The 26,036-nt window shown below is 61.5% G+C and carries 22 protein-coding genes; 14 read left to right on the top strand and 8 right to left on the bottom strand.

What is annotated here, in order from left to right:
• Positions 1-48 precede the first annotated feature (48 nt).
• Both AC07VF_RS00715 and AC07VF_RS00710 read left to right on the top strand, forming a co-directional pair.
• Positions 49-585, top strand: coding sequence for a DUF2059 domain-containing protein (locus AC07VF_RS00715; RefSeq protein ID WP_065992947.1), 537 nt, complete (start codon positions 49-51; stop codon positions 583-585).
• 12 nt (positions 586-597) lie between these two features.
• On the top strand, positions 598-894 hold the full coding sequence (locus tag AC07VF_RS00710; protein ID WP_495008851.1) for a BolA family protein: 297 nt from the start codon (positions 598-600) through the stop codon (positions 892-894).
• A gap of 51 nt (positions 895-945) precedes the next feature.
• On the opposite strand, the gene AC07VF_RS00705 is transcribed toward AC07VF_RS00710, so the two are convergent.
• The 3 genes from AC07VF_RS00705 to AC07VF_RS00695 all read right to left on the bottom strand — a co-directional run bounded on the left by AC07VF_RS00705 (position 946) and on the right by AC07VF_RS00695 (position 3,076).
• A complete protein-coding gene (locus tag AC07VF_RS00705) occupies positions 946-1,509 on the bottom strand; it encodes a TetR/AcrR family transcriptional regulator (RefSeq protein ID WP_495008852.1) in 564 nt (187 codons plus the stop codon).
• A gap of 105 nt (positions 1,510-1,614) precedes the next feature.
• Positions 1,615-2,316 carry a glutathione S-transferase family protein gene (locus AC07VF_RS00700; protein WP_495008853.1) on the bottom strand — a complete coding sequence of 234 codons (702 nt, stop codon included), beginning with the start codon at positions 2,314-2,316 and terminating at the stop codon, positions 1,615-1,617.
• 133 nt (positions 2,317-2,449) lie between these two features.
• Complete coding sequence (locus tag AC07VF_RS00695) at positions 2,450-3,076, bottom strand: FMN-dependent NADH-azoreductase (protein ID WP_495008854.1); 627 nt, start codon at positions 3,074-3,076, stop codon at positions 2,450-2,452.
• Between the two features lie 224 nt (positions 3,077-3,300).
• Here AC07VF_RS00695 and trhO point away from each other — a divergent pair, with 224 nt between their 5' ends.
• The 5 genes from trhO (at position 3,301) to AC07VF_RS00670 (ending at position 10,309) form a co-directional block, all read left to right on the top strand.
• Positions 3,301-4,272 (top strand): oxygen-dependent tRNA uridine(34) hydroxylase TrhO, encoded by a 972-nt coding sequence (trhO, locus tag AC07VF_RS00690; protein ID WP_346626519.1) that lies wholly within the window; start codon positions 3,301-3,303, stop codon positions 4,270-4,272.
• Between the two features lie 36 nt (positions 4,273-4,308).
• Positions 4,309-4,911: a DsbA family protein gene (locus AC07VF_RS00685; protein WP_192172951.1), complete on the top strand. Its 603-nt coding sequence runs from the start codon at positions 4,309-4,311 to the stop codon at positions 4,909-4,911.
• Between the two features lie 43 nt (positions 4,912-4,954).
• Positions 4,955-6,745, top strand: a complete 1,791-nt coding sequence (locus tag AC07VF_RS00680) for an ABC transporter ATP-binding protein (RefSeq protein ID WP_495008915.1) — start codon at positions 4,955-4,957, stop codon at positions 6,743-6,745.
• A 265-nt stretch (positions 6,746-7,010) separates the two neighbouring features.
• Positions 7,011-9,476 (top strand): EAL domain-containing protein, encoded by a 2,466-nt coding sequence (locus tag AC07VF_RS00675; RefSeq protein ID WP_346626521.1) that lies wholly within the window; start codon positions 7,011-7,013, stop codon positions 9,474-9,476.
• Positions 9,477-9,511: 35 nt separating this feature from the next.
• Entirely contained in the window at positions 9,512-10,309 is a 798-nt protein-coding gene (locus tag AC07VF_RS00670; RefSeq protein WP_282367526.1) for an iron-containing redox enzyme family protein, read from the top strand.
• A gap of 4 nt (positions 10,310-10,313) precedes the next feature.
• Here AC07VF_RS00670 and AC07VF_RS00665 read toward each other — a convergent pair whose 3' ends face one another.
• From AC07VF_RS00665 to AC07VF_RS00645, 5 genes are all read right to left on the bottom strand, one after another.
• Entirely contained in the window at positions 10,314-11,240 is a 927-nt protein-coding gene (locus tag AC07VF_RS00665) for a GGDEF domain-containing protein (RefSeq protein WP_282367524.1), read from the bottom strand.
• A gap of 286 nt (positions 11,241-11,526) precedes the next feature.
• On the bottom strand, positions 11,527-12,273 hold the full coding sequence (locus AC07VF_RS00660; protein WP_495008855.1) for a YciK family oxidoreductase: 747 nt from the start codon (positions 12,271-12,273) through the stop codon (positions 11,527-11,529).
• Between the two features lie 58 nt (positions 12,274-12,331).
• Positions 12,332-13,003: an N-acetylmuramic acid 6-phosphate phosphatase MupP gene (gene mupP / locus AC07VF_RS00655; RefSeq protein ID WP_495008856.1), complete on the bottom strand. Its 672-nt coding sequence runs from the start codon at positions 13,001-13,003 to the stop codon at positions 12,332-12,334.
• A gap of 3 nt (positions 13,004-13,006) precedes the next feature.
• Positions 13,007-13,705, bottom strand: coding sequence for a bifunctional 2-polyprenyl-6-hydroxyphenol methylase/3-demethylubiquinol 3-O-methyltransferase UbiG (gene ubiG, locus AC07VF_RS00650; RefSeq protein WP_192172823.1), 699 nt, complete (start codon positions 13,703-13,705; stop codon positions 13,007-13,009).
• A 67-nt stretch (positions 13,706-13,772) separates the two neighbouring features.
• Positions 13,773-15,104: a TRZ/ATZ family hydrolase gene (locus tag AC07VF_RS00645; protein ID WP_495008857.1), complete on the bottom strand. Its 1,332-nt coding sequence runs from the start codon at positions 15,102-15,104 to the stop codon at positions 13,773-13,775.
• Positions 15,105-15,267: 163 nt separating this feature from the next.
• Between AC07VF_RS00645 and mtnA the strand changes: the two genes are divergently transcribed.
• From mtnA to cmk, 7 genes are all read left to right on the top strand, one after another.
• A complete protein-coding gene (mtnA, locus tag AC07VF_RS00640; protein ID WP_495008858.1) occupies positions 15,268-16,344 on the top strand; it encodes an S-methyl-5-thioribose-1-phosphate isomerase in 1,077 nt (358 codons plus the stop codon).
• A 305-nt stretch (positions 16,345-16,649) separates the two neighbouring features.
• Positions 16,650-19,445, top strand: coding sequence for a DNA gyrase subunit A (gyrA, locus tag AC07VF_RS00635; RefSeq protein WP_495008859.1), 2,796 nt, complete (start codon positions 16,650-16,652; stop codon positions 19,443-19,445).
• A 258-nt stretch (positions 19,446-19,703) separates the two neighbouring features.
• Positions 19,704-20,789, top strand: coding sequence for a 3-phosphoserine/phosphohydroxythreonine transaminase (gene serC / locus AC07VF_RS00630; protein WP_192172819.1), 1,086 nt, complete (start codon positions 19,704-19,706; stop codon positions 20,787-20,789).
• Positions 20,789-21,883 carry a prephenate dehydratase gene (gene pheA / locus AC07VF_RS00625; protein ID WP_192172818.1) on the top strand — a complete coding sequence of 365 codons (1,095 nt, stop codon included), beginning with the start codon at positions 20,789-20,791 and terminating at the stop codon, positions 21,881-21,883. The genes serC and pheA overlap by 1 nt, the downstream gene beginning before the upstream one ends.
• 54 nt (positions 21,884-21,937) lie before the next feature.
• Positions 21,938-23,050 (top strand): histidinol-phosphate transaminase, encoded by a 1,113-nt coding sequence (gene hisC / locus AC07VF_RS00620; RefSeq protein ID WP_495008860.1) that lies wholly within the window; start codon positions 21,938-21,940, stop codon positions 23,048-23,050.
• Between the two features lie 28 nt (positions 23,051-23,078).
• The gene (locus tag AC07VF_RS00615; RefSeq protein WP_495008916.1) at positions 23,079-25,286 is read left to right on the top strand and encodes a bifunctional prephenate dehydrogenase/3-phosphoshikimate 1-carboxyvinyltransferase; all 2,208 of its coding nucleotides are present in this window, start codon (positions 23,079-23,081) and stop codon (positions 25,284-25,286) included.
• The gene (gene cmk, locus AC07VF_RS00610; RefSeq protein WP_065992981.1) at positions 25,283-25,972 is read left to right on the top strand and encodes a (d)CMP kinase; all 690 of its coding nucleotides are present in this window, start codon (positions 25,283-25,285) and stop codon (positions 25,970-25,972) included. The genes AC07VF_RS00615 and cmk overlap by 4 nt, the downstream gene beginning before the upstream one ends.
• The last annotated feature ends 64 nt before the right edge of the window (positions 25,973-26,036 follow it).

The raw sequence follows: 26,036 nt of genomic DNA, 5'->3' as shown, positions 1-26,036 counted from the left end.
AATGGCCGGCCTTGGGGTTCTGCCTCGCCTGCTAGATAAGGAAACTCGATGACCCGTCTTCGTGCCATTTGTGCTGCGGTTGCTCTGGTATGTGCCAGCGGCCAGGTTCTTGCCGATACCGCCAGCCATGAAGCCAGTGCTGTAGCGTTCCTCAAACTGGCTCACGCCGATCAACTGGGTGCGCCGGTTTACATGCAAGTCCAGCAGATGTTCGCTCAGCGCTTCGCTGAAACCAAAGCACCTGCGTCCAAGCAAGCCACCCTCGAAACCTATCAGGGCAAGGCCAATGCCGCGCTGGATCAGGTGATCAGCTGGCCAAAGCTGCAGCCTGACATGGTCAAGCTGTACACCTCCAACTTCACCGAAAGCGAGCTGAAAGATCTGGTTGCCTTCTACCAGTCTCCACTGGGCCAGAAAGTCCAGGCCAAGATGCCGCAGATCAGCCAGCAGTCGTTCCAGCTGACCCAGAGCAAACTGGAAAGCGCGGTGCCTGTGGTCAACAAGCTGCTCGCCGACATGACCAAGGAACTGACCCCGGCTGGCGCCAAGCCTGCTGCACCGGCTGCTCCTGCCAAGAAGCCATAAGCGAAGCCTGACATGAGCATGCAACAGCGAATCGAATCCGCGTTGACGGTCTTTCAGCCCGAGTACCTTCAGGTGCTCAATGAAAGCCACATGCACAGTCGCGGCATGGACACTCACTACAAAGCGGTGGTGGTCAGTGAGCAGTTCACTGGCCTCAACGCGGTCAAGCGTCATCAGAAGGTCTATGGCCTGCTCGGTGGCCTGATGGGTGAGTTCCACGCGCTGGCGCTGCACACCTACACCCCGGAAGAATGGGCGAAGCTCGGCGCCGCGCCGTCTTCCCCGACCTGTGCGGGTGGGCACGACTGACGCGCGCCGCCCGAAGAAGGTGTTCAGCCTTCTTCGGGCGGCAAGCGACTGTTACGCCGGCAGGGGACCATAGGCACGGTAGGCTTCAATCAGCGTGTCGAAAACCGAAATGTCTGACGTGCTTCTCGCGATCAGTTGCGCACCCGCGACGGCCGAGAAAATGGCGCGCGCGCGGATGTTGCTGTCGGCTTCCTCGCAGTATTTCGCCGAGACGAGCAGTCGGCTCAGCCATTCAACGTTCACCTGAGCGAAAGCCTGCATCTCCTTGACCATTGCGGGGGGAAGATTATCGGCTTCAGCCCCTACAAAACTTCCCAGGCACAGCCGGTTGTCGGCCTCCAGCGAGCGACGAAAAATTTCGGGGAATCGGCGCAATGCCTCCACCGGATCCGGCGTCTGCTCGCTGAGCGTTTCCAATGCGGCCGCACCGTCCTGCCAGTATCGTCTGGCGACAGCAATGCCCAGATCGGCCTTGCTCGGGAAGTGGTAGTAGATACTGGCTGCCTTGATGCCAACCTCATGGGCCAGGTCGCGAAAATTCAGGCCATTGTAACCCTGTGACTGGGCAATGTTTCGGGCAGCCAGGAGTATGGCCTCGCGGGCGTTGATGCTCATTGTCGTGCCTTTCATGGGTCGGACGAGTTGCAGTGGAGCCGGCCATCTTAAAGCAAAAGCTCCAGCCCTCGTCCTCTCAGATCATGACGTGCCCATCCAGTCGGATCACGCGGAAGGCGAATCCAGCTCCGGTATGCCACTGCTGCGATCGGCGTAGGCGGCCTGGAAAGCTGGACGTTTCTGCCAGCGCTGCCAGTAGCTGTCCAGGTGCTCGAAGCGCTCGTCCAGCGGGGTCGCGTTTACCGGGAACTTGGAAAAGGCAATGGCGGTGGCCAGCGTGATATCGGCAAACGTCGGTTCAGCCCCGCCCAGCAGCCATTCGCGACCGTCGGCCAGATGGCGATTCACCAAAGCAGCATGCATCAGTGCCTCTTTGCGGCAGTGCTCACCCCATGCCTCATTCTTTGTCAGCTCCAGCTTGAAACCCAGCCCGGTGTGCAAGACATGAAAAGCCGTGACGATCCGATAAAGGATATGCACCCAGATGCGGTTATCCCACATGTTGTCCAGGCCCTGCTCCAGCGCGGTTTCGCCCATGATCTTGCGGCCGGGATAAGACTGGTCGAGAAAACGGGCAATGGCCGGTGTTTCGGAAATAAAGCTGCCATCCGCCAACTGCAGCGTAGGGGTTTCTCCCCACGGGTTCATATTCAGGTGACGCCAGCCACGCTGCTCGCCACCGGGCGCCATGTCATAGATGGTTTCATCGAACTGATCGGCGATGCCCTTTTCGTGCATAAACAAGCGCAGTCGCTGGGGATTGGGGAACGCCGAAGGAGAGGTGAATAGCTGCAGTTTGGTCGTCATGGCGCTGTCCTGTGGGGGAAGATTAACCACCTAACGGTTGTTAGGTAGGCCAACCTTAGGCTTGAATACCGCCTCGGTCAATAGGCTAACTAACATTCGTTAGGTAAGAATGCATCCCTGATTTGACGGGCGTTCATGTCAGGTCGGCAGCCAGCTTCGAGGCCTGCGCCAGCGCCGCGTTGAAATTCGTCTCCGCCGTCGTCGCATCCGCGAGGGTGGCTTCCGACACCACCGCATCGATGGCCGGAATACCCACCATCCGGGCCCAGGTTTTCAGGTAAGCGACCTGATGGTCGTAGTCCTCTGTGGGGAAGTCCTCCCCAAGCGCTACCCCACGGGTAGCAAACACCACCACTTTCTTGCCTTTGAGCAGACCGCGCATGCCCTGAGCGTCGAAATCGAACAGCACGCCCCGCTGCGACACGGCGTCGATCAGATGCTTAAGACGGTAAGGAATACCGAAATTCCACATCGGCACGCTGAAAACGATGACGTCGGCGCGATGGAAACGCTCGCCCAATGTGTGGATCTGCTCCCACACCGCCTGTTGCTCGGCGTTCATCTGCACGCCTTGCAGATCGGCGTATTTGGCCTCCAGCGCGGCACCGTCGAAGGGCAGCAGATCGGTCGTCCAGACGTCCAGGACATCCACCGTGGCGTCGGCGTGAAGCGAGGTCAGGGTTTCGAGGTAGCGCGCAGCGAGTTTGAGAGAGGCAGAGCGATCGCCGCGGGGAGAGCTGGCAAGGTGAAGAATATGCATGGGATTCGTTCCTGTGGGGGTGGGCAAGCGATGTCATTTAGTCCGTGACGCTCGGGCCGATGTTCCCGGCAGGTAGACGGGGTGATGAGGCGATTGATCAACCCTCCTGCCTGCCCACGTTCGATTCTTGATAGAATCCGCGCCGCGTTGCCCGGTCGGCACGCGTTCATCTGAATCATTCACCCGGTAGGCCCTTTGCGAGGGTCACCACCTGGAGACGCCACATGACCCAACCCGCACCCATCGTCGTCGCGGCGCTGTACAAATTCGTCACCCTTTCCGATTACGTCGCACTGCGCGAGCCACTGCTGCAGGCGATGGTCGACAACGGCATCAAAGGCACCTTGCTGATCGCCGAAGAAGGCATCAACGGCACGGTGTCCGGCAGCCGCGAGGGCATCGACGGCTTGATGGCCTGGCTGAAGAAAGACCCGCGCATGGTCGACATCGACCACAAGGAATCGTACTGCGACGAGCAGCCGTTCTACCGCACCAAGGTCAAACTCAAGAAAGAGATCGTGACCCTCGGCGTCCCGGGCGTTGACCCGAACAAGGCGGTCGGCACCTATGTCGATCCCAAGGACTGGAACGCGCTGATCGCCGACCCTGAAGTGCTGCTCATCGACACGCGCAACGATTACGAAGTGTCCATCGGCACTTTCGAAGGCGCGATCGACCCCAAGACCACTTCATTCCGTGAATTTCCCGATTACATCAAGGCGAATTTCGATCCGGCCAGGCACAAGAAGGTCGCGATGTTCTGCACCGGCGGCATTCGCTGTGAGAAGGCCTCCAGCTACATGCTCGGTGAAGGGTTCGAAGAGGTCTATCACCTCAAGGGCGGCATTCTCAAATACCTGGAAGAAGTGCCCCAGGAAGAAACCCGCTGGCAGGGCGACTGCTTCGTGTTCGACAATCGCGTCACCGTCCGCCACGACCTGACCGAAGGCGACTACGATCAATGCCATGCCTGCCGCACGCCGATCAGCGCAGAGGACCGTGCCAGCGAACATTATTCGCCGGGCGTCAGCTGCCCGCATTGCTGGGATTCGCTGAGCGAGAAAACCCGTCGCAGCGCCATCGACCGGCAAAAGCAGATCGAACTGGCGAAGGCGCGAAATCAGCCGCACCCGATCGGTCGCAATTACCGTGCCCTCGACGGCCAAGCCACTGAAACTCAAAACAACGAGGCCTGAGCCATGTCCACTCGCCTGCTGTATGTGATGGACCCGATGTGTTCGTGGTGCTGGGGTTTTTCTCCGGTGGCCGAAGCATTGGTCGAGCAGGCGGCAGCGGCGGGGGTGCCGTTGCATCTGGTGGTGGGCGGATTGCGCACGGGCAGTGGCGCGGCCCTGGAGCCGACGACCAAACGCTACATTCTTGAACACTGGCAAGCGGTGCACGACGCCACGGGGCAGGCATTCCGTTTCGACGGCGCCTTGCCCGACGGTTTCGTCTACGACACCGCGCCGGCCTGCCGTGCCATCGTTGCGGCGCGCAGCCTGGCGCCGGATGTCGCCTGGCGGCTGGTCAAAGAAATCCAGCAGGCCTTCTACCTGCACGGCCGCGACGTCACCCACGGCTCGGTGCTGGCCGAGCTGGCGGAAAAAGCCGGCCTGCCGCGCATCGAGTTCGCCGAAGCCTTCGACAGCGTCGAACAGCACACCGCGACCGCGTCGGATTTCTCCTGGGTTCAGGACTTGGGCATTGCCGGCTTCCCGACGCTGCTCGCTGAGCGCAATGGCCAGCTGGCGCTGCTGACCAACGGCTATCAACCCCTCGATGTCCTCGGGCCTTTGCTGGGTCGTTGGCTGGAGCGCAACGCCAGTGCCTGACGCCCCCGACCTGGAACATCGCAGTAGCGCCGCATCGGCACATGTGCGTCCGGCCGGTGATCGCCTGAACTGGGCGCAGATCCGCCGCCTCGTCCTGCAGCACAAGAAGGCGCTGTGGGTGGCCAATGGTGTCGCTGTCCTGGCGGTCCTCTGCTCAGTGCCGATCCCGCTGCTGCTGCCCTTGTTGGTCGATGAAGTGCTGCTGGGCAAAGGCAATTCGGCGCTGATCTTCATGAATCAGTTCCTGCCCGACAGCCTGCACAAGCCTGTCGGCTACATCGGGCTGATGCTGGTGGCGACACTCTGCCTGCGACTGGGCGCGCTGGTCTTCAACGTGATTCAGGCACGATTGTTTGCCGGACTGGCCAAGGACATCGTCTACCGCATCCGCACGCGCCTGATCGAACGGCTCAAGCGCATCTCGCTGAGCGAATACGAAAGCCTGGGCAGCGGCACCGTCACCGCGCATCTGGTGACGGATCTGGACACCGTGGACAAATTTGTCGGCGAGACGCTGAGCAAGTTTCTCGTGGCGATGCTCACCCTCACAGGCACCGCTGCGATCCTGATGTGGATGCACTGGCAACTGGCGCTGCTGATCCTGCTGTTCAATCCGCTGGTGGTGTTCGCCACGGTGAAACTCGGCAAGCGCGTCAAACACCTCAAGAAACTGGAAAACGACAGCACCTCGCGGTTCACCCAGGCGCTCACCGAGACCCTCGACGCCATTCAGGAAATCCGTGCCAGCAACCGTCAGGGCTATTTCCTCGGTTTGCTCGGCCTGCGCGCCCGGGAAGTGCGCGATTACGCGGTGTCATCCCAGTGGAAAAGCGATGCGTCGGGCCGCGCCAGCGGCTTGCTGTTTCAATTCGGCATCGACATCTTCCGCGCTGCGGCCATGCTCACGGTGCTGTTCTCCGACCTGTCCATCGGCCACATGCTCGCAGTGTTCAGCTACCTGTGGTTCATGATCGGGCCCGTCGAACAACTGCTGAATCTGCAGTACGCCTATTACGCGGCTGGCGGCGCCCTGACCCGTATCAATGAACTGCTGGCTCGCGCAGACGAGCCTCAGTACCCGGGAAAGACCAATCCGTTCGTGGGGCGCCAGACGGTGAGCATCGACGTGCGCGGTTTGAGCTTTGGCTACAACGACGAGCTGGTCCTCGATCAGCTGGACCTGTCGATCAATCCCGGCGAAAAAGTCGCGATCGTGGGGGCCAGCGGCGGCGGCAAAAGCACGCTCGTTCAGTTGCTGCTTGGCCTGTACACCGCCCGATCCGGGGTCATTCGTTTCGGAGGTTCAAGCTTGCAGGAGATCGGCCTGGACACCGTTCGCGAGAACGTCGCCGTGGTGTTGCAGCACCCGGCGCTGTTCAACGACACCGTCCGCGCCAACCTTCTTATGGGCCGCGAGCAGGATGACAACGCCTGCTGGCAAGCGCTTGAAATCGCTCAGATGGATGCGACGATCCGCGCGCTGCCCCTGGGGCTGGACAGCGTGGTCGGGCGTTCGGGGGTTCGCCTCTCCGGCGGGCAACGGCAGAGGCTGGCCATCGCGCGCATGGTGCTGGCTGACCCCAAGGTGGTGATTCTCGACGAGGCCACTTCTGCGCTGGATGCCGCCACCGAGTACAACCTGCACCAGGCCCTGAACCGTTTCCTCAGCGGCCGCACGACGCTGATCATCGCCCACCGGCTGTCAGCGGTGAAACAGGCCGATCGCGTGTTGGTGTTCGATGGCGGGCGCATCGCCGAAGACGGGGATCATCAGCAATTGATTGCAGACGGCGGGCTCTACGCTAGGCTCTATGGACACCTGCAACAGGTGTGATACGACCGGGCGAGCTACGGGGCAGTACGCAATAGCGTATTGCCACTGGAGCACGTCAATTCTTGGGCTATGCTTGCTCAGGCGCTTACCGAAAATGTGAAAAGCGTCATATTTACGTCTTCGCACCCAATTGGCTGGTTACGTCTTGTAAAAGATGTGAGAGATTGTCTGCTGCGTCGTGGAATTAGCGAAGTCCCTCAGGCTCCAGGAAGGTTGCCTGGCGTGGGGGGACTGAGAATCTGGCAGTGCTGATCAAAGGGACACCATGAAGCAAAAGCGGATCCTCGGGAAGCCTCGTCTTCTGGGCATCGTCTGGCCGTTTATCGCTGTTGTGCTGTTACAGGCACTGCTCGGCTGCGTCAGCTTGTACATGATGTCCGCGGTCCGCAGCTACATCGGCGGTGAGAGCCTGTGGTCGAAGGGCCAGAAAGACGCCATTTATTATCTGAATCTCTACGCCAACAGCCGCGACGACATCAACTACCTGAAATACCAGCAGGCGATCGCCATTCCCCAGGGCGGGCATGATTTGCGCCTGGCGATGGATCAGCCGGTGCCCGACATCGTGCGCGCCAAGGCCGGGATTCTGCAGGGGGGTAACCATCCCGACGATGCGCAGAGCATCATCTGGCTCTATCTGAACTTCCAGCACTTCAGCTACCTGGAAAAGGCCATCGACCTGTGGAAGGTCGGTGACAACTATCTCGTGCAGCTCGATGAAGTCGCCCGTGAAATGCACGCCCGGATTCAGGAAGGCAACGTCACCAACAGTGAAGTCCTGGGCTGGCGCCAGCGCATCAGCGCCATCAACGAAGGTGTCACGCCGGCGGCCATGGCTTTCAGCGACGCACTGGGGGAGGGCTCGCGGGTCATCCTGCGGATTCTGCTGGTGGTCAACCTCGCCACGGCGCTGTGCCTGATCATCCTTGCGCTGCTGCGCACCCATAAACTGCTGGAGCAGCGCCACGCCTTTGCGATCGCGCTGCAGGCGGAAAAAGAGCGCGCGCAGATCACCCTGGAGTCCATCGGTGACGGCGTCATCACCACCGATGTCGACGGCTCCATCGTCTACATGAACCCCGCCGCAGAGCTCATGACCCACTGGAAGAACGAGCAGGCGGCCGGTCTGCCGCTGGCCGCGCTGTTCAGCCTGCTCGACGAGAACGATCAGAAAGACACCTCGACCCTGATCGAGCGCATGCTCAGTGGCAATCTGGGCGGCGGCAGTGAAAGCTCACGACTGATTCAGCGCCTGGACGGCAGTACCGTTTCGGTCGCGTTGGTCGGCTCGCCGATCCGTACCGAAGGCAAGGTCAGTGGCGCCGTGCTGGTGTTGCACGACATGACTCAGGAGCGTCAGTACATCGCTAATCTGTCCTGGCAGGCGACCCACGATGCGCTGACCGGACTGACCAATCGCCGCGAGTTCGAATACCGCCTCGAGCTGGCCCTCAACGGCCTGGCCGAGCAGCCGGCGCAGCATGCATTGATGTTCCTTGACCTCGATCAGTTCAAGCTGGTCAACGACACCAGCGGCCATGCCGCGGGTGATGAGCTGCTGCGGCACATTTGCACGCTGCTGCAGCAGGGCGTGCGCGAAGGCGATACGCTGGCCCGCCTTGGGGGCGACGAGTTTGGCATCCTTCTCGAACACTGTGCGCCGGAGGCCGCCGAGCGCGTGGCCGAAAGCCTGCGGCAAACCGTGGAAAGCCTGCACTTTGTCTGGAAAGGCCGGCCGTTTGTCACCACCGTCAGCATCGGTCTGGTGCACATCGACGATGTCCCGACCACGCTGGAGACCTCGCTGCGCGCCGCCGACATGGCCTGCTACATGGCCAAGGAAAAGGGCCGCAACCGGGTTCAGGTCTACCACGACGACGACTCTGATCTGTCCACCCGCTTTGGCGAAATGGCCTGGATTCAGCGCCTGCACATGGCCCTCGAAGACAACCGCTTCTGTCTGTACTCCCAGGAAATTGCAGCACTGGGCCGCAACGCCGTGCAAGGCCCTGGCCATATCGAGATTCTGCTGCGGCTGCGCGACGAGTCCGGGCGCATGATCCTGCCGGACAGTTTCATCCCCGCCGCCGAGCGCTACGGCATGATGACCACCCTGGACCGCTGGGTCGTGCAGCACGTCTTCATGATCATCGCCGACTGTCTCAAGTCCGGACACGGCAAAGGGCCGATGGCCGTGTGTGCGATCAACCTGTCCGGGACCAGCATTGGCGACGACGCCTTTCTCGAGTATTTGCGACAGCAGTTCCAGATCTACGCAATCCCTCCTGAACTTATCTGTTTTGAAATCACCGAAACCAGTGCGATCGCCAATTTGGGCAGCGCCATTCGGTTCATCAATGAACTTAAAAGTCTGGGATGCCGTTTCTCTCTGGATGACTTCTGTGCAGGCATGTCGTCATTCGCTTACCTGAAGCACTTGCCTGTGGACTTCCTGAAGATTGATGGCAGTTTCGTAAAAGACATGCTCGACGATCCGGTCAACCGGGCGATGGTGGAAGTGATCAACCATATCGGGCACGTAATGGGCAAACAGACGATCGCCGAGTTCGTCGAAAGCCCCCAGATAGAGCAGGCGTTATTGGAAATCGGTGTGGACTACGCTCAGGGGTACGTTATCGAGCGACCGCAATTATTCACCTGTGAATGTCTGCACGCACGGCCCGCGAGGCAGACCCCACTGTTGTTCAGCGCTCCCGGGACTTTTCGCTGAACACATCCTACGCAACTTACATAAGGAGCTACACAGTGATCGATATGTTCATTAGAACCGGTCCGCTGATGGATGCCAGCAGTTACCCCGCTTGGGCACAGCAATTGATTGACGATTGCAGTGACGCCAAGGCCAAGGTGGTAGGGCATGAACTTTATCAACGCATGCGTGACGGGCGGCTCAGTTCTAAGACCATGCGCCAGTACCTGATTGGGGGATGGCCGGTCGTCGAACAGTTCGCGGTCTATATGGCGCATAACCTGACCAAAACCCGATTCGCCCGACACCCGGGTGAAGACATGGCGCGACGATGGTTGATGCGCAACATTCGGGTCGAACTCAACCACGCCGATTACTGGGTCAACTGGAGCGCTGCCCACGGGGTGACGCTGGAAGACCTGCAGGCGCAGTTGGTGCCCTCGGAACTCCACGCACTGAATCACTGGTGCTGGCACAGTTGTTCGTCGGATTCACTGGTAGTCGCCATCGCGGCGACCAACTACGCCATCGAAGGTGCCACCGGTGAATGGTCGGCGGTCGTCTGTTCCCAGGACACCTACGCGGACATGTTCCCGCCGGACACACGAAAGCGGGCAATGAAGTGGCTGAAGATGCATGCGCAGTACGACGATTCCCACCCTTGGGAAGCGCTGGAAATCATCTGCACCCTGGCCGGCAACAACCCCAGCGAGCAATTGCAGAGCGACCTGCGAATGGCGGTCTGCAAGAGCTACGAGTACATGTTTCTGTTCCTTGAGCGGTGCATGACGCTGGAACGATCCCAGGAAAGTAGCGGCTCGGTCCGTGAACACCGGATCCCCGCCCGCGCCTGATCGGTCAGCCCGCCATTTCCAGGCGGTTGCGGCCCTTGCGCTTGGCGGCGTACAGGGCCGTGTCGGCACGGCGCAACATGCTGTCGGACGATTCGCCCGGCAGCAGCGTCGAGCAACCGAGGCTAACGGTCAGATCCAGAGGCCGTCCTGTCACCGGATAACTGAGTTGCAGTGCCGCACTGCGCAGGCGCTCGCCCACCAGCGCGGCTGACTCACGGCTGGTGTTGGTCAGCACGATGAGAAATTCCTCACCGCCAAATCTGAACACCTGATCGATATTGCGCAGGCGATCCTTGACCGCGTTGGTCACGGCCCGCAGCACTTCATCGCCCGTGGCATGGCCATGGGTGTCGTTGATGCCCTTGAAGTGGTCGATGTCGAGCATCAGCACCGACAGCGGTTGCTGCTGGCGGCGTGCGATCTCGAACTCCCGAATGAGCGACTGCTCCATGGCGATCCGGTTACCGGCGCCGGTCAGCGGGTCACGCAGCGCACTCAGGCTGGCGTGGCGATACAGCAGGGCGTTGCGCAGGGGATACAGCAGGCTGGACAGCAACGATTCGAGTTGCTCAAGCTCATCCTCGGCGAAACGGTGGTCGCGCTGGAACGACAGCTCGCCCAACTGCTCGCCTTCGTGGGTCATGCGGTAGATAGCGCTGTGCCGGGCGCGCTCCCCAAGTTCCAGGCGCAGATCGGTGGGCAGGTGTTTGTAGCTGAGGGCATTCAGCGGGATGAGTTGCTGAACGCTCTGGAAAAGCATCGACAGGATCTTGTCCGCTTCGAGACTGGTCTGCAGTTGCAGATCGAGCTGACGCCTGAGCTGTTCGTAATCGAGGGCAGGCCGGACGAGGCTGTGGGGCGGCGCGAAACCATGGCGTTGCAGCCGGGCGCTGTCGAAATCTATGGCATTGGTGTTGGTTGGAAAACTCATGGTTCCGCTCCTTCGCCTCTACGGGCTTGAAATGGAGAGAGCGAAACTCGTGCCAATTCGACTGCCTGCGTGAAAAGTATTGTCAATCAATAAGTTGCGGCGGATTGTGACAGGTTTGATACCTTTCCGCGCCTTGGATTTGACTAACGTATCGATCCTGAAGGCATTCTGCTACACAAGACGGCAGGAAACTGCCGAGTGGAGGGTGCCCGGCGTTGTCTGATATTCAGATGAGGGAGCGCGTTTGGGAGCGCTCCTTGTGGTTAGCGGACGACTGGCCCCAAAGTCAGCGAGTCTGCGCATCCAGTGCCTGTCCGTTGATGCCTGTGCTGTCCGGGCCCATCAGATACAGATACACCGGCATGATCTCGTCCGGCGTCGGGTTGTTGGTCGGATCTTCCGCCGGGTACGCTTGGGCGCGCATGTCGGTGCGGGTTGCGCCCGGATTGATGCTGTTGGCGCGTAGCGACCCAAGCCCGTCGATTTCATCGGCCAGCGTCTGCATCAGCCCCTCGGTGGCGAACTTGGACACACCGTAGGCGCCCCAATACGCGCGGCCTTTACGCCCGACGCTGCTGGAAGTGAAGGCGATGGAGGCGTCACCCGAGAGCTTGAGCAGCGGCAGCAATGCGGTGGTCAGCATGAAAGTGGCGTTGACGTTGATGTGCATCACCTGCATGAACTGCTCGCCGGTGAGCTGCTCGATCGGCGTGCGCGGGCCAATGATCGAGGCGTTGTGCAATACGCCATCGAGCCGGCCGAACTCCGCTTCGATCATCGCAGCGAGTTCGTCATATTGATGGGGCAGGGCGGTCTCGAGATCGAACGGGATGACCACCGGCTGCGGATGACCGGCAGCTTCGATCTCGTCATACAGCGCGCTCAGGTTCGCTTCGGTCCTGCCCAGCAGCAAGACCGTCGCGCCGTGGGCGGCGTAGGTTCTCGCGGCAGCGGCACCAATGCCACGGCCGGCGCCGGTGACCAGAATCACCCGGTCCTTGAGCAGATCGGGGCGGGCGGAATAATTGAACATGGGGGCTCCTCTCTCTATGTAGTGCGCTGTGTCTATGCCGAGCTGCGCTGATGAGCGATCAGCAGCTGCACAACGCATCATCCAGCACCCGGCGCAGCTCCAGTGGGTGATTCACCACCACGTCCGCGCCCCAGTGATCGGGATTGTCGTTGGGATGGATGTAGCCATAGCGTACGGCGGCGGTCTTGGTGCCGGCGTCGCGGCCGGATTCGATGTCACGCAGGTCATCGCCCACGAACAGCACGCTGGACGGGTCCAGATCGAGCATCTTGCAGGCCAGCAACAGCGGCTCCGGGTCGGGTTTGCTCCTGGTCACATGGTCCGGGCAGATCAGCACCGCGGAACGCTCCGACAAGCCCAGCTGCTCCATGATCGGCTGAGCGAAACGCACCGGCTTGTTGGTCACCACGCCCCAGATCAGCTTGGCTTTTTCGATGTCGGCCAGCAATTCGGCCATGCCGTCGAACAGCTTGCTGTGCACGGCGCAATCGGTCTGGTAGCGCGCCAGAAATTCCAGTCGAAGCGCCTCGAATTCAGGCGCCTCGGGGGACATGGCGAACGCCGCCGAGACCATCGCCCTGGCACCGCCGGAGATCTCGTCGCGAATCAGTTTATCGTCCACACGCGGGAAGCCGCGTTCGGCCAGCATCGCCTGGCAGATCGCGATGAAGTCCGGCGCGGTGTCGAGCAGCGTGCCGTCCATGTCGAAGAGAACTGCCCTCAAGCGCATGGCTCAGACGCCTCTCAATGTCTGGATCATGTAATTGACGTCGACGTCGGACGCCAGCTTGTAGTGCTTGGTCAGCGGGTTGTAGGTCAGGCCGATGATGTCCTTGACCTGCAGCCCGGCATCGCGGCTCCACGCGCCCAGCTCGGAAGGGCGGATGAATTTTTTGAAGTCATGGGTGCCGCGCGGCAGCAGGTTCATGATGTATTCGGCGCCGATGATGGCGAACAGGTACGCCTTCGGGTTGCGGTTGATGGTGGAGAAAAACACCTGACCGCCCGGCTTGACCATCTTGTAGCAGGCGCGAATCACCGACGACGGGTCCGGCACGTGCTCCAGCATTTCCAGGCAGGTCACGACGTCGAACTGCTCGGGCATTTCGTCGGCCAGTGCTTCGGCGGTGATCTGCCGGTATTCCACGTTCACGCCAGATTCGAGCTGATGCAGGCGCGCCACGGCCAGCGGCGCCTCGCCCATGTCGATGCCGGTCACGGTGGCGCCGCGCAAGGCCATGGCCTCGCTCAGAATGCCGCCGCCGCAACCGACGTCGAGCACCTTCTTGCCGGCCAGATTCACGCGCTCGTCAATCCAGTTCACCCGCAACGGATTGATGTCGTGAAGCGGCTTGAACTCGCTGTTGCGATCCCACCAGCGATGGGCGAGGGCTTCGAATTTGGCGATTTCGGCGTGGTCGACGTTGCTCATGTGTGATCCTCTAAAACTTGAATTCGGTGTCCGGCCACGGTATCTGACCGTGGCGGTGCTCAATGGGTCAGGCTTTGTCTGCCGCGATGCGGTTGCCCCAGGCCTTGGCGGTTCGGGTCAGCGCTTCTTCGTCCATGCGGGTCAGGCGTTTGTCCTGCAGCAATGGCTTGCCGGCGACCCAGATGTGGGTGACGCAGTCGCGACCCGTCGCATAAATAAGTTGTGACACCGGGTCGTAGACCGGCTGTTGCGCCAGGCCCGAGAGGTCGAACGCGACCATGTCGGCGGCCTTGCCGATCTGCAGCGAGCCGGTGTGATCGTCGATGCCCAACGCGCGGGCGCCGTTCAGCGTGGCCATGCGCAGCGCACGGTGGGCGTCCAGCGCAGTGGCCGAGCCGGCCACCGCTTTTGCCAGCAGCGCGGCGGTGCGGGTTTCGCCGAGCAGGTCCAGGTCGTTGTTGCTGGCCGCGCCGTCGGTGCCGATGGCGACGTTGACCCCGGCCTGCCACAGGCGCTCCACCGGGCAGAAGCCGCTGGCCAGTTTCAGGTTCGATTCGGGGCAGTGAATGACGCTGGAGTTGCTTTCGACCAGCATCGCCAGGTCGTCATCGCTGATCTGGGTCATGTGCACCGCCTGGAAACGCGGGCCCAGCAGTCCCAGACGCTGCAGCCGGGCGATGGGCCGTTCCTGGCGTTGCTGAACGGCCTCGTGTACTTCAAAAGCGGTTTCGTGAACGTGCATCTGGATCATTGCGTCCAGCTCATCGGCGATGACCCGGATCTTCTCCAGGTTCTCGTCGCTGACGGTATAAGGCGCGTGGGGGCCCATAGCGATCTTGATGCGATCGTGGTGGGCGAGGTCGTTGAACAGCTCGATACCGATGTGCAGCGATTCATCGCTGTTGCGCGCGCCGGGTATCGGGAAGTCCAGCACCGGCACGGTGATCTGTGCGCGAATGCCACTGTTGTGCACCCGCTCGCAGGCGACCTTCGGAAAGAAATACATGTCGGAGAAGCAGGTGATGCCACCTTTCAACTGCTCGGCAATGGCCAGATCGGTGCCGTCGCGGACGAAATCCTCATCGACCCATTTCGCCTCGGCTGGCCAGATATGGTCCTGCAGCCAGGTCATCAACGGCAGATCGTCCGCCAAGCCGCGGAACAGCGTCATGGCCGCATGGCCGTGGGCGTTGATCAGCCCAGGACTGAGCAGCATGCCCGGCAACTCGCGCACTTCGATGGCCGGCTGGCGCAGGGCCTCGGCGCGGGGGCCGATGTAGACGATCAGGCCATCGCGGATGCCGATTCCGTGCTGCTTCAACACAACGCCGGCGGGTTCGACCGGTACCAGCCAGTCCGGCAGCAACAACAGGTCGAGCGGGGCAGCGGAATGGGGCATGGGGCGGGCATCCAATGGCTTATTACGGGGACGGCGAAGTATACCCGAGCGTCTTCGCAGGCGGCTCGCTATAATCGGCGGCTTTTTAAGGTGCTGGCGATTTGCTTCTTTGCACCGTCGCTGTGGCGGCAGCTTTTCAAAAATTCATCAAGTGGGGTGTGCAATGCGCGATCGATTACTGGCTGCGGAGAAGGTAAAGGCCATCGATTGGCGGGACGGCACGTTGCATCTGCTGGATCAGCGGGTCCTGCCCTTCGAAGAAACCTGGCATCCCTACACCACAGCTGAAGGCGTGGCCGAAGCCATTCGCACGATGGTTGTGCGCGGCGCGCCAGCCATCGGTATCAGTGCGGCCTACGGCATCGTATTGGCGGTCATTGATCGTCTGGCAGAAGGCGGCGACTGGCAAATGGCCCTGGAAGAAGACTTCGACCTGCTGGCCAACTCCCGGCCCACGGCGGTCAACCTGTTCTGGGCGCTGAATCGCATGCGCGAACGCCTGTATCGCCTGAAGGATCATGAAGATCCGCTGAAGGCCATGGAAGCCGAAGCTGTGGCCATTCACTTGAGCGACCGCGAAGCCAATCTGACCATGGCGCAACTGGGTGCCGAGCTGATCCGCAAGCACCAGGGCAATCTGCAGACCGTGCTGACCCACTGCAACACCGGCGCGCTGGCCACAGGCGGTTTTGGTACCGCGCTTGGCGTCATCCGCGCGGCACACCTGGAAGGCATGATCGAACGCGTCTACGCCGACGAAACCCGTCCCTGGCTGCAGGGCTCCCGTCTGACCGCGTGGGAATTGTTCAACGAAGGCATTCCGGTCACCCTCAATGCCGACTCCGCGGCCGCGCACCTGATGAAAACCAAAGGCATCACCTGGGTCATCGTCGGCGCCGACCGCATCACCGCCAACGGCGACGTCGCCAACAAGATCGGCACTTACCAGTTGGCGGTGGCGGCGATGCACCACGGCGTGCGCTTCATGGTCGTGGCGCCGAGCTCGACCATCGACATGAACCTTGCCAGTGGCGACGATATTCCCATCGAAGAGCGCGACGGCCGTGAATTGCTGGAAGTGGGCGGCAAGCGCGTGGGTGCCGACGTCGACGCCTTCAACCCTGTGTTCGATGTGACGCCCGCCGATCTGATCGACGCCATCGTCACCGAGAAGGGCATCGTCGAACGCCCCGACACGACCAAAATGGCCCTGTTGATGTGCCGCAAACGCCTGCATTGATCACCCCGCAGCCGATAATGCCATTCGTCGCCAAACGCGCTATCGGGCTCTGTGAGCGCGTATCAGGCGTCTGCTGGCGAAATGGCGTGTTCACGGCGCCTGCAAAGACTTCGTGCCTGACGGCGATTGTGGTACCATCCGGCGGTTTCCAAAGGGGCGCATGGCGACCCTTATGACTGCGCACATTCATGGCATAACTCGCTGATTTGTCGTAAGTCGTTGCCTGACAATCGTCGGCAGCGGCAAGCCTTGTTCATCCCGGATGGCTGAGCGAGGTTTCACCAGAAAAAGGAATCAGGCTTCTCATGGGCGAACTGGCCAAAGAAATCCTCCCGGTCAATATCGAAGACGAGCTGAAGCAGTCCTACCTCGACTACGCGATGAGCGTCATCGTCGGACGAGCTCTGCCCGATGCGCGCGACGGCTTGAAGCCCGTGCACCGGCGGGTACTGTTCGCGATGAGCGAACTGGGTAACGACTGGAACAAGCCGTACAAGAAATCCGCCCGTGTGGTCGGTGACGTTATCGGTAAGTACCACCCGCATGGCGATACCGCGGTCTACGACACCATCGTTCGTATGGCCCAACCCTTTTCCCTGCGCTACCTGCTGGTAGACGGCCAGGGCAACTTCGGTTCGGTGGACGGCGACAACGCCGCTGCCATGCGATACACCGAAGTGCGCATGACCAAGCTGGCCCATGAGCTGCTGGCCGACCTGCACAAGGAAACCGTGGACTGGGTGCCGAACTACGACGGCACCGAACAGATTCCTGCGGTCATGCCGACCCGTATTCCCAACCTGCTGGTCAACGGCTCCAGCGGCATCGCCGTGGGCATGGCGACCAACATTCCGCCGCACAACCTCGGTGAAGTCATCGACGGCTGTCTGGCGCTCATCGACAACGGCGACCTCACCGTCGACGAGTTGATGCAGTACATCCCCGGCCCGGACTTCCCGACCGCCGCGATCATCAACGGTCGTGCCGGCATCGTCGAAGCCTACAAGACCGGCCGTGGCCGCATCTATATGCGCGCCCGCTCCATCGTCGAAGACATCGACAAGGTCGGTGGTCGCCAGCAGATCGTCATTACCGAGCTGCCGTACCAGCTGAACAAGGCCCGTCTGATCGAGAAGATCGCCGAGCTGGTCAAAGAGAAGAAGCTCGAAGGCATCACCGAGCTGCGCGACGAGTCCGACAAGGACGGCATGCGCGTGGTCATCGAGCTGCGTCGCGGCGAAGTGCCTGAGGTCATCCTCAACAATCTCTACGCCCAGACCCAGCTGCAAAGCGTCTTCGGCATCAACATCGTTGCGCTGATCGACGGCCGCCCACGCATCCTGAACCTCAAGGACCTGCTGGAAGCCTTCATTCGTCACCGTCGCGAAGTCGTTACCCGTCGCACCGTGTTCGAACTGCGCAAGGCCCGCGAGCGGGGTCACATCCTCGAAGGTCAGGCCGTTGCCCTGTCGAACATCGACCCGGTCATCGCCCTCATCAAAGCCTCGCCGACCCCGGCTGAAGCCAAAGAAGGCCTGATCAGCACGCCGTGGGAATCCAGCGCCGTGGTCGAGATGGTCGAGCGCGCAGGCGCCGAATCGTCCCGCCCGGAAAACCTCGATCCTCAGTACGGCATGCGTGACGGCAAGTATTTCCTGTCGCCGGAACAGGCTCAGGCGATCCTTGAGCTGCGTCTGCACCGCCTGACCGGTCTGGAACACGAGAAGCTGCTGACCGAGTACCAGGAAATCCTGACTCAGATCGGCGAGCTGCTGCGCATCCTCAACAGCGCCACGCGCCTGATGGAAGTCATCCGCGAAGAGCTGGAGCTGATCCGCGCCGAATACGGCGATGTGCGTCGCACCGAGATCCTTGATGCGCGCCTGGACCTGACCCTCGGCGACATGATCCCCGAAGAAGAGCGCGTCGTGACCATCTCCCACGGTGGCTACGCCAAGACTCAACCGCTGGCCGTTTATCAGGCCCAGCGTCGCGGCGGCAAAGGCAAATCGGCCACCGGCGTCAAGGATGAGGACTACATCGCTCACCTGCTGGTCGCCAACAGCCACACCACGCTGCTGATGTTCTCCAGCAAAGGCAAGGTGTACTGGCTCAAGACCTACGAGATCCCGGAAGCGTCCCGCGCTGCCCGTGGTCGTCCGTTGGTCAACCTGTTGCCGCTGAGCGAAGGCGAATACATCACCACCATGCTGCCGGTCGACCTCGAAGCCATGCGCAAGCGCGCTGACGAAGAAGAAGCCGAAGGCGTGGACGCCGACGCCGAAGACCTCGAGAACAGCAACGAGACCGAAGAAGAGCGCAAGGCGCGCATCAAGGCCGCCGACAAGAAGAAGGCGCCGTTCATCTTCATGTCGACCGCCAACGGTACCGTCAAGAAGACCCCGCTGGTGGCCTTCAGTCGTCAACGCAGCGTCGGTTTGATTGCGCTTGAGCTGGACGAAGGCGACATCCTGATTTCCGCGGCCGTCACCGATGGCGAGCAGGAAATCATGCTGTTCTCCGACGGCGGCAAGGTCACCCGCTTCAAGGAATCCGAAGTGCGCGCCATGGGCCGTACCGCTCGCGGTGTGCGCGGCATGCGTCTGCCTGAAGGGCAGAAGCTGATTTCGATGCTGATTCCGGAGCAGGGCAGCCAGATCCTCACCGCTTCCGAGCGTGGCTACGGCAAGCGCACGGCGATCACTGAGTTCCCTGAGTACAAGCGTGGCGGCCAGGGCGTCATCGCCATGGTCAGCAACGAGCGTAACGGCCGTCTGGTTGGCGCGGTTCAGGTGCAGGACGGCGAGGAGATCATGCTGATTTCCGACCAGGGCACGCTGGTGCGTACCCGCGTCGGCGAAGTATCGAGTCTGGGCCGTAACACCCAGGGCGTGACCCTGATCAAACTGGCCAAGGACGAGAAACTGGTCGGTCTGGAGCGTGTTCAGGAGCCATCGGAAGTCGAGGGCGAAGAGCTGGAAGGCGAAGCGTTCGAGAGCGAAGAGGTTGATGGCGACGTGATCGGCGCCGTTGACACCGACGAGTCCGCTGACGATGTGCAGGCGGATCCCGCGGCTGACGAAGAAGAGCCGCAGGAGTAACGCTGAGAGGGGGCTGGTGATCCGGCCCCCTCCTTAGAATCATGGGACGCATGCTGTCAGGCAGACCGCTTTCGCGATCGTCGCAAACTCCGATTGCTCCTACAGTCGATCTCAGCGCCCGACCAGAGAACGTCTGTAGGAGCAATCGGAGGCAACGACGGTCGCGATGCGGATCTTCTGACACAATACAGTCCCTGTTTCGCACTTCCCCGCATTTCACCCGTTCCAAATTAATTCAGTGACACGACGAGAGTGGATATGAGCAAGCGAGCCTTTAACTTCTGCGCAGGTCCTGCTGCGCTCCCTGAAGCTGTTCTGCTGCGCGCCCAGGCCGAACTCCTGGACTGGCATGGCAAAGGCCTGTCCGTCATGGAAATGAGCCATCGCAGCGACGAGTTCGTCTCCATCGCCACCAAGGCGGAGCAGGATTTTCGCGATCTGCTGTCTGTCCCCTCCAATTACAAAGTGCTGTTTCTTCAAGGTGGCGGCAGTCAGCAATTCGCTCAGGTTCCGTTGAACCTGCTGCCGGAAAAAGGCACGGCCGACTACATCGACACCGGCATCTGGTCGCAGAAAGCCATTGAAGAAGCATCGCGCTACGGCAACATCAATGTCGCCGCCAGCGCCAAACCTTCCGACTACTTTGCCATTCCCGGTCAGAACGAGTGGAAGCTGTCGAAAGACGCGGCCTACGTTCACTACGTGCCCAACGAGACCATTGGCGGTCTGCAATTCAACTGGATTCCGGATACCGGTGACGTGCCGCTGGTGGCAGACATGTCCTCGGACATCCTCTCGCGCCCTGTCGACGTCTCGCGTTTCGGCATGATCTTCGCCGGTGCCCAGAAGAACATCGGCCCGAGTGGCATCGTCGTGGCAATCATCCGCGAGGACCTGCTGGGTCGCGCGCGTTCGCTGTGCCCGACCATGCTCAATTACAAGGTCGCGGCCGACAACGGCTCCATGTACAACACGCCACCAACGCTGGCCTGGTACCTGTCCGGTCTGGTCTTTGAATGGCTGAAAGAGCAGGGCGGCGTCGAGGCCATGGCCACGCGCAATGAACTCAAGCAACGCACGCTGTACGACTTCATCGACGCCAGCGGTCTGTACAGCAACCCGATCAACCCGTCCGACCGCTCGTGGATGAACGTGCCGTTCCGTCTGGCCGATGATCGCCTGGACAAGCCGTTCCTCGCGGGTGCCGAAGCGCGCAACCTGCTCAACCTCAAAGGCCACCGTTCTGTCGGCGGCATGCGCGCGTCCATCTACAATGCCATCGACCTCAGTGCGGTCAACGCCCTGACCGCGTACATGGCAGAGTTCGAGAAGGAACACGGCTAATGTCTGAACAAGAGCTCAAGGCACTGCGGGTCCGCATCGACAGCCTGGACGAAAAGGTTCTGGAACTGATCAGCGAGCGCGCCCGCTGCGCCCAGGAAGTCGCGCGGGTCAAGATGGCCGAACTGCCGGCAGGCGAAGAGCCGGTGTTCTATCGGCCCGAGCGTGAAGCGGCGGTGCTCAAGCGCGTCATGGAGCGTAACCGTGGCCCGCTGAGCAACGAAGAGATGGCGCGGCTGTTCCGCGAAATCATGTCCTCGTGCCTCGCGCTGGAGCAGCCGCTCAAGGTCGCCTATCTCGGCCCTGAGGGCACGTTCACTCAAGCCGCTGCGCTGAAGCATTTCGGCCACGCCGTGATCAGCAAGCCCATGGCAGCGATCGACGAAGTTTTTCGTGAAGTGGTCGCCGGTGCGGTCAACTTCGGCGTGGTCCCGGTGGAGAACTCCACCGAAGGTGCGGTCAACCACACCCTGGACAGCTTCCTTGAGCACGACATGGTCATCTGTGGCGAAGTCGAGCTGCGCATTCACCATCATCTGCTGGTGGGCGAGAACACCAAGACCGACAGCATCAGCCGCATCTACTCCCACGCCCAGTCCCTGGCGCAATGCCGCAAGTGGCTGGACGCGCATTACCCGAACGTCGAACGCGTCGCCGTTGCCAGCAACGCCGAAGCGGCCAAGCGGGTCAAGGGTGAGTGGAACTCGGCGGCGATCGCCGGTGATATGGCGGCGGGCCTTTATGGCTTGACGCGGATTGCCGAGAAGATCGAGGACCGTCCGGACAACTCCACGCGCTTCCTCATGATCGGCAATCAGGAAGTGCCGCCGACCGGCGACGACAAGACGTCGATCATCGTCTCGATGAGCAACAAGCCGGGCGCGCTGCATGAGCTGCTGGTGCCTTTCCACCAGAACGGCATCGACCTGACGCGCATCGAAACGCGTCCCTCGCGAAGCGGTAAATGGACCTACGTGTTCTTCATCGATTTCGTTGGCCACCACCGCGACCCGCTGATCAAGGCCGTTCTCGAGCAGATCAGCCAGGAAGCCGTGGCGCTCAAGGTGTTGGGTTCCTATCCGAAAGCAGTGCTTTGATCCTGCGTCCGGACTTGCAGCCCCACGGGTTTTTCTGAAGAGGTAAAGCGGTACATGAGCGGCGACTTCCTCGCGCTGGCACAGCCCGGCGTGCAAAAACTATCGCCTTACGTTCCCGGCAAACCGGTGGACGAACTGGCGCGTGAACTGGATATCGATCCGGCGCGCATCATCAAGCTGGCGAGCAACGAAAACCCCATGGGCGCCAGCCCCAAGGCGTTGCAGGCGATCAAAGACGCACTGGCGGAGTTGACCCGCTACCCTGACGGCAACGGTTTCGAGCTCAAGCAGCGTTTGTCGAAAGCCTGTGGCGTGCCGCCCGAACAAGTGACGCTGGGCAACGGCTCCAACGACATTCTGGAAATTGTCGCCCGTGCCTACCTGGCGCCGGGGCTCAATGCGGTATTCAGCGAACACGCGTTTGCGATCTATCCGATCGTCACCCAGGCCGTGGGCGCCACCGCCCGCGTCGCCAGGGCGAAAGAGTGGGGTCACGACCTGCCGGCCATGCTCGCCGCCATCGACAGCAACACCCGGGTCGTCTTCATCGCCAACCCGAACAACCCCACCGGGACCTGGTTCGGACCGAGTGCGCTGGCTGACTTCCTCGCGCAGGTGCCCGACAACGTGTTGGTCGTGCTGGACGAGGCCTACATTGAATACGCCGAGGGCGCTGACCTGCCAGACGGTCTCAACTTCCTGAGCGATCACTCGAACCTGCTGGTGTCGCGTACGTTCTCCAAGGCCTATGGTCTGGCCTCTTTGCGCGTTGGTTATGCCCTGTCCTCGCCGGTCGTGGCCGACGTGCTGAACCGCGTGCGTCAGCCATTCAACGTCAACAGCCTCGCGCTGGCCGCCGCCTGCGCCGCGTTGGACGACGTTGACTATGTTGCGCAAAGCCGTCAGTTGAATGAAGCCGGCATGCAGCAGCTGGAAGCAGGGCTTGGTCAGATGGGCCTGAGCTGGATTCCTTCCAAAGCCAATTTCATCGCCGTGGACCTGGGCCGCGAAGCCGCTTCGGTCTATCAAGGATTGCTGCGCGAAGGCGTGATCGTTCGCCCGATCGGCGGTTACGGCATGCCCGATCACCTGCGGGTGAGCATTGGTCTGCCGGCCGAGAACAGTCGTTTCCTCGAGGCGTTGAGCAAGGTTCTGGCGCGTGGTTGATGTCACGTCGCTGCAACCCGCTGCGCCTATGATCGGCCGCCTGGTGGTGGTCGGCCTCGGATTGATCGGTGGTTCGTTCGCCAAAGGGTTGAAGGAAAGTGGCCTGTGCCGCGAAGTCGTGGGCGTCGATCTCGACCCGCAATCGCGCACGCTGGCCGTCGAACTGGGCGTGGTCGATCGCTGTGAAGACAATCTCGCTGCCGCCTGCGTGGGGGCTGACGTCATTCAGTTGGCCGTGCCGATCCTGGCCATGGAAAAGCTCCTCGGCGTGCTGGCAGGCCTGGACTTGGGCAATGCCGTGCTGACCGATGTCGGCAGCGCCAAAGGCAATGTGGTCCGCGCTGCCCGCGAAGCGTTTGGCGTGATGCCGGCGCGCTTTGTGCCGGGTCACCCGATTGCCGGCTCCGAGCAGAGCGGGGTGGAAGCCTCCAACGCCGAGCTGTTCAAACGGCACAAAGTCATTCTCACCCCTCTGGCGGAAACCGATCCGTCGGCGCTGGCGCTGGTCGACCGTCTCTGGTCGGCTCTGGGCGCAGACGTCGAGCACATGCAGGTCGAGCGCCACGATGAAGTGCTGGCGGCGACCAGTCATCTGCCGCACCTCCTGGCGTTCGGTCTGGTGGACTCGCTGGCCAAGCGCAACGAAAACCTCGACATCTTCCGTTATGCCGCGGGCGGTTTCCGCGACTTCACGCGCATCGCCGGCAGTGATCCGGTGATGTGGCATGACATCTTCCTGGCGAACCGCGAGGCCGTGCTGCGCACCCTCGACACCTTCCGCAGTGATCTCGATGCGCTGCGCGACGCCGTGGATGCAGGCGATGGACACCAATTGCTCGGTGTGTTCACCCGGGCTCGCGTCGCCCGGGAGCATTTCGGCAAGATCCTCGCCCGTCGCGCCTACGTTGAAAAAGCAGCGGGCGCCGACCTGACGTTTATGGCGCAGCCCGGCGGTGTTGTCCGCGGACAGGTTCGCGTGCCGGGTGACAAGTCGATTTCCCATCGGGCGATCATGCTCGGGTCCCTGGCCCAAGGCACCAGCGTCGTTGAAGGCTTTCTCGAAAGTGAGGACGCGCTGGCAACGTTGCAGGCGTTCCGCGACATGGGCGTGGTCATCGAAGGGCCGCACCACGGTCGCCTGACCATTCACGGCGTCGGCCTCAACGGGCTTCAACCGGCGCCGGGGCCGCTTTATCTGGGTAACTCGGGCACGTCGATGCGCCTGCTCTGTGGCCTGTTGGCCGCGCAGCGATTCGACAGCGTGCTGACCGGCGATGCCTCGCTGTCGCGGCGCTCGATGACCAGCGTCGTTGAGCTGCTGCGCCAGATGGGCGCCGTGATTGAAACCGCAGAGGACGGCCGGCCGCCGCTGACCATTCGCGGCGGGCAGGGTCTTCAGGCCATCCGCTACGACATGCCGTTGCCCAGCGCTCAGGTGAAATCCGCGCTGTTGCTCGCCGGTCTCTACGCAAATGGCACAACGATGGTGCATGAGCCCGCGCCGACCCGGGACCACACCGAGCGCATGCTGCAAGGCTTCGGTCATTCGGTTGCCGTTCATGACGCGACAGTGGCGCTGCATTCAGGGGTTGAGCTCAAGGCCGCACCCATCGAAGTGCCCGGCGACATCTCCTCGGCGGCGTTCTTTATGGTGGCAGCGTCCATCGCCGAAGGCTCCGACCTGATTCTGGAAGGCGTGGGTGTCAACCCGACGCGCTCCGGCGTTATCGATATCCTGCGCCTGATGGGCGCGGACATCACGCTGCACAACCCGCGCGATGCGGGCGGCGAGCCGGTGGCTGATCTGCACGTGCGACCTGCGCGCCTCATGGGTATCGCCGTTCCACGGACGCTGGTGTCTCTGGCGTTTGACGAGCTTCCAGCACTCTTTATTGCCGCAGGGTGCGCGGAAGGGCGAACAGTGTTTAACGGTGTCCGGGGCTCACGCGTCAGGGAATCCGGCCGTCTTGAGGCCATGGCCGACGGTCTGGCGACGCTCGGTATAAACGTTGAATCCACCGCAGATGGCATCATTATTGATGGTGGAACCGTTGGCGGTGGTGAAATCAATGCGCAGGGTGATCACCGTATCGCCATGGCATTCAGTATCGCGTCGTTGCGCGCGGCCAGTCCGATCCGCATCCGGGACTGCGCCAATGTGGCGACTTCATTTCCCAGTTTCCTGACGCTGTGTGCTCAGGTGGGTATTCGTGTAACGCAAGAGGGGCAATCGTGAAAGTTCAAGCTCCGGTCATTACGATCGACGGACCCAGCGGTTCCGGGAAGGGCACGGTGGCCGGCAAGCTGGCCAAACGTCTGGGCTGGTCCCTGCTGGATTCCGGCGCGCTGTATCGGTTGCTGGCCTTTGCGGCCGTCAACCATGGCGTCGACCTGACCAATGAAGAAGCATTAAAGCTGCTGGCTGCGCATCTGGACGTGCAGTTCATGGCAGCGACCGACGACCACGGTCAGCGCATTATCCTGGAAGGGGAGGACGTCACGTCAGCCATCCGCAATGAGCATGTCGGCAGTGGCGCGTCGCAGGTGGCCTCGTTGCCGGCTGTTCGCGAAGCACTGCTGCAGCGCCAGCGGGCTTTTCAGGAGTTTCCGGGCCTGATCGCCGACGGCCGCGACATGGGCACGGTGGTCTTTCCCGGCGCGCCACTGAAGATTTTTCTGACGGCCAGCGTCGACGAGCGTGCCCGTCGGCGATATTTGCAGTTGAAGGCCAAGGGTGACGATGTTAGTCTGCCGAGTCTGCTAGATGAGATCCGTGTCCGCGACGAGCGCGACACCCAGCGAGCGGTAGCCCCGCTCAAGCCGGCGCATGACGCCATTCAGCTGGATTCCACCGAATTGTCCATCGAGCAGGTGCTTGAACGCATCCTGAGTGAAGTCGCACTCCGCGATCTCGCCGGATGACCAGAAAGTCATGTGGGAGACCAGTCATAGTCCCGCAGGCTTTCTTTCATATGAACGAAACCCA

The sequence above is a fragment of the Pseudomonas sp. GW821-FHT02H06 genome, assembly GCF_059421525.1.
The sequence above is the reverse complement of the archived record's forward strand: the minus strand, read 5'-3'. Positions and strand labels throughout refer to the sequence as shown.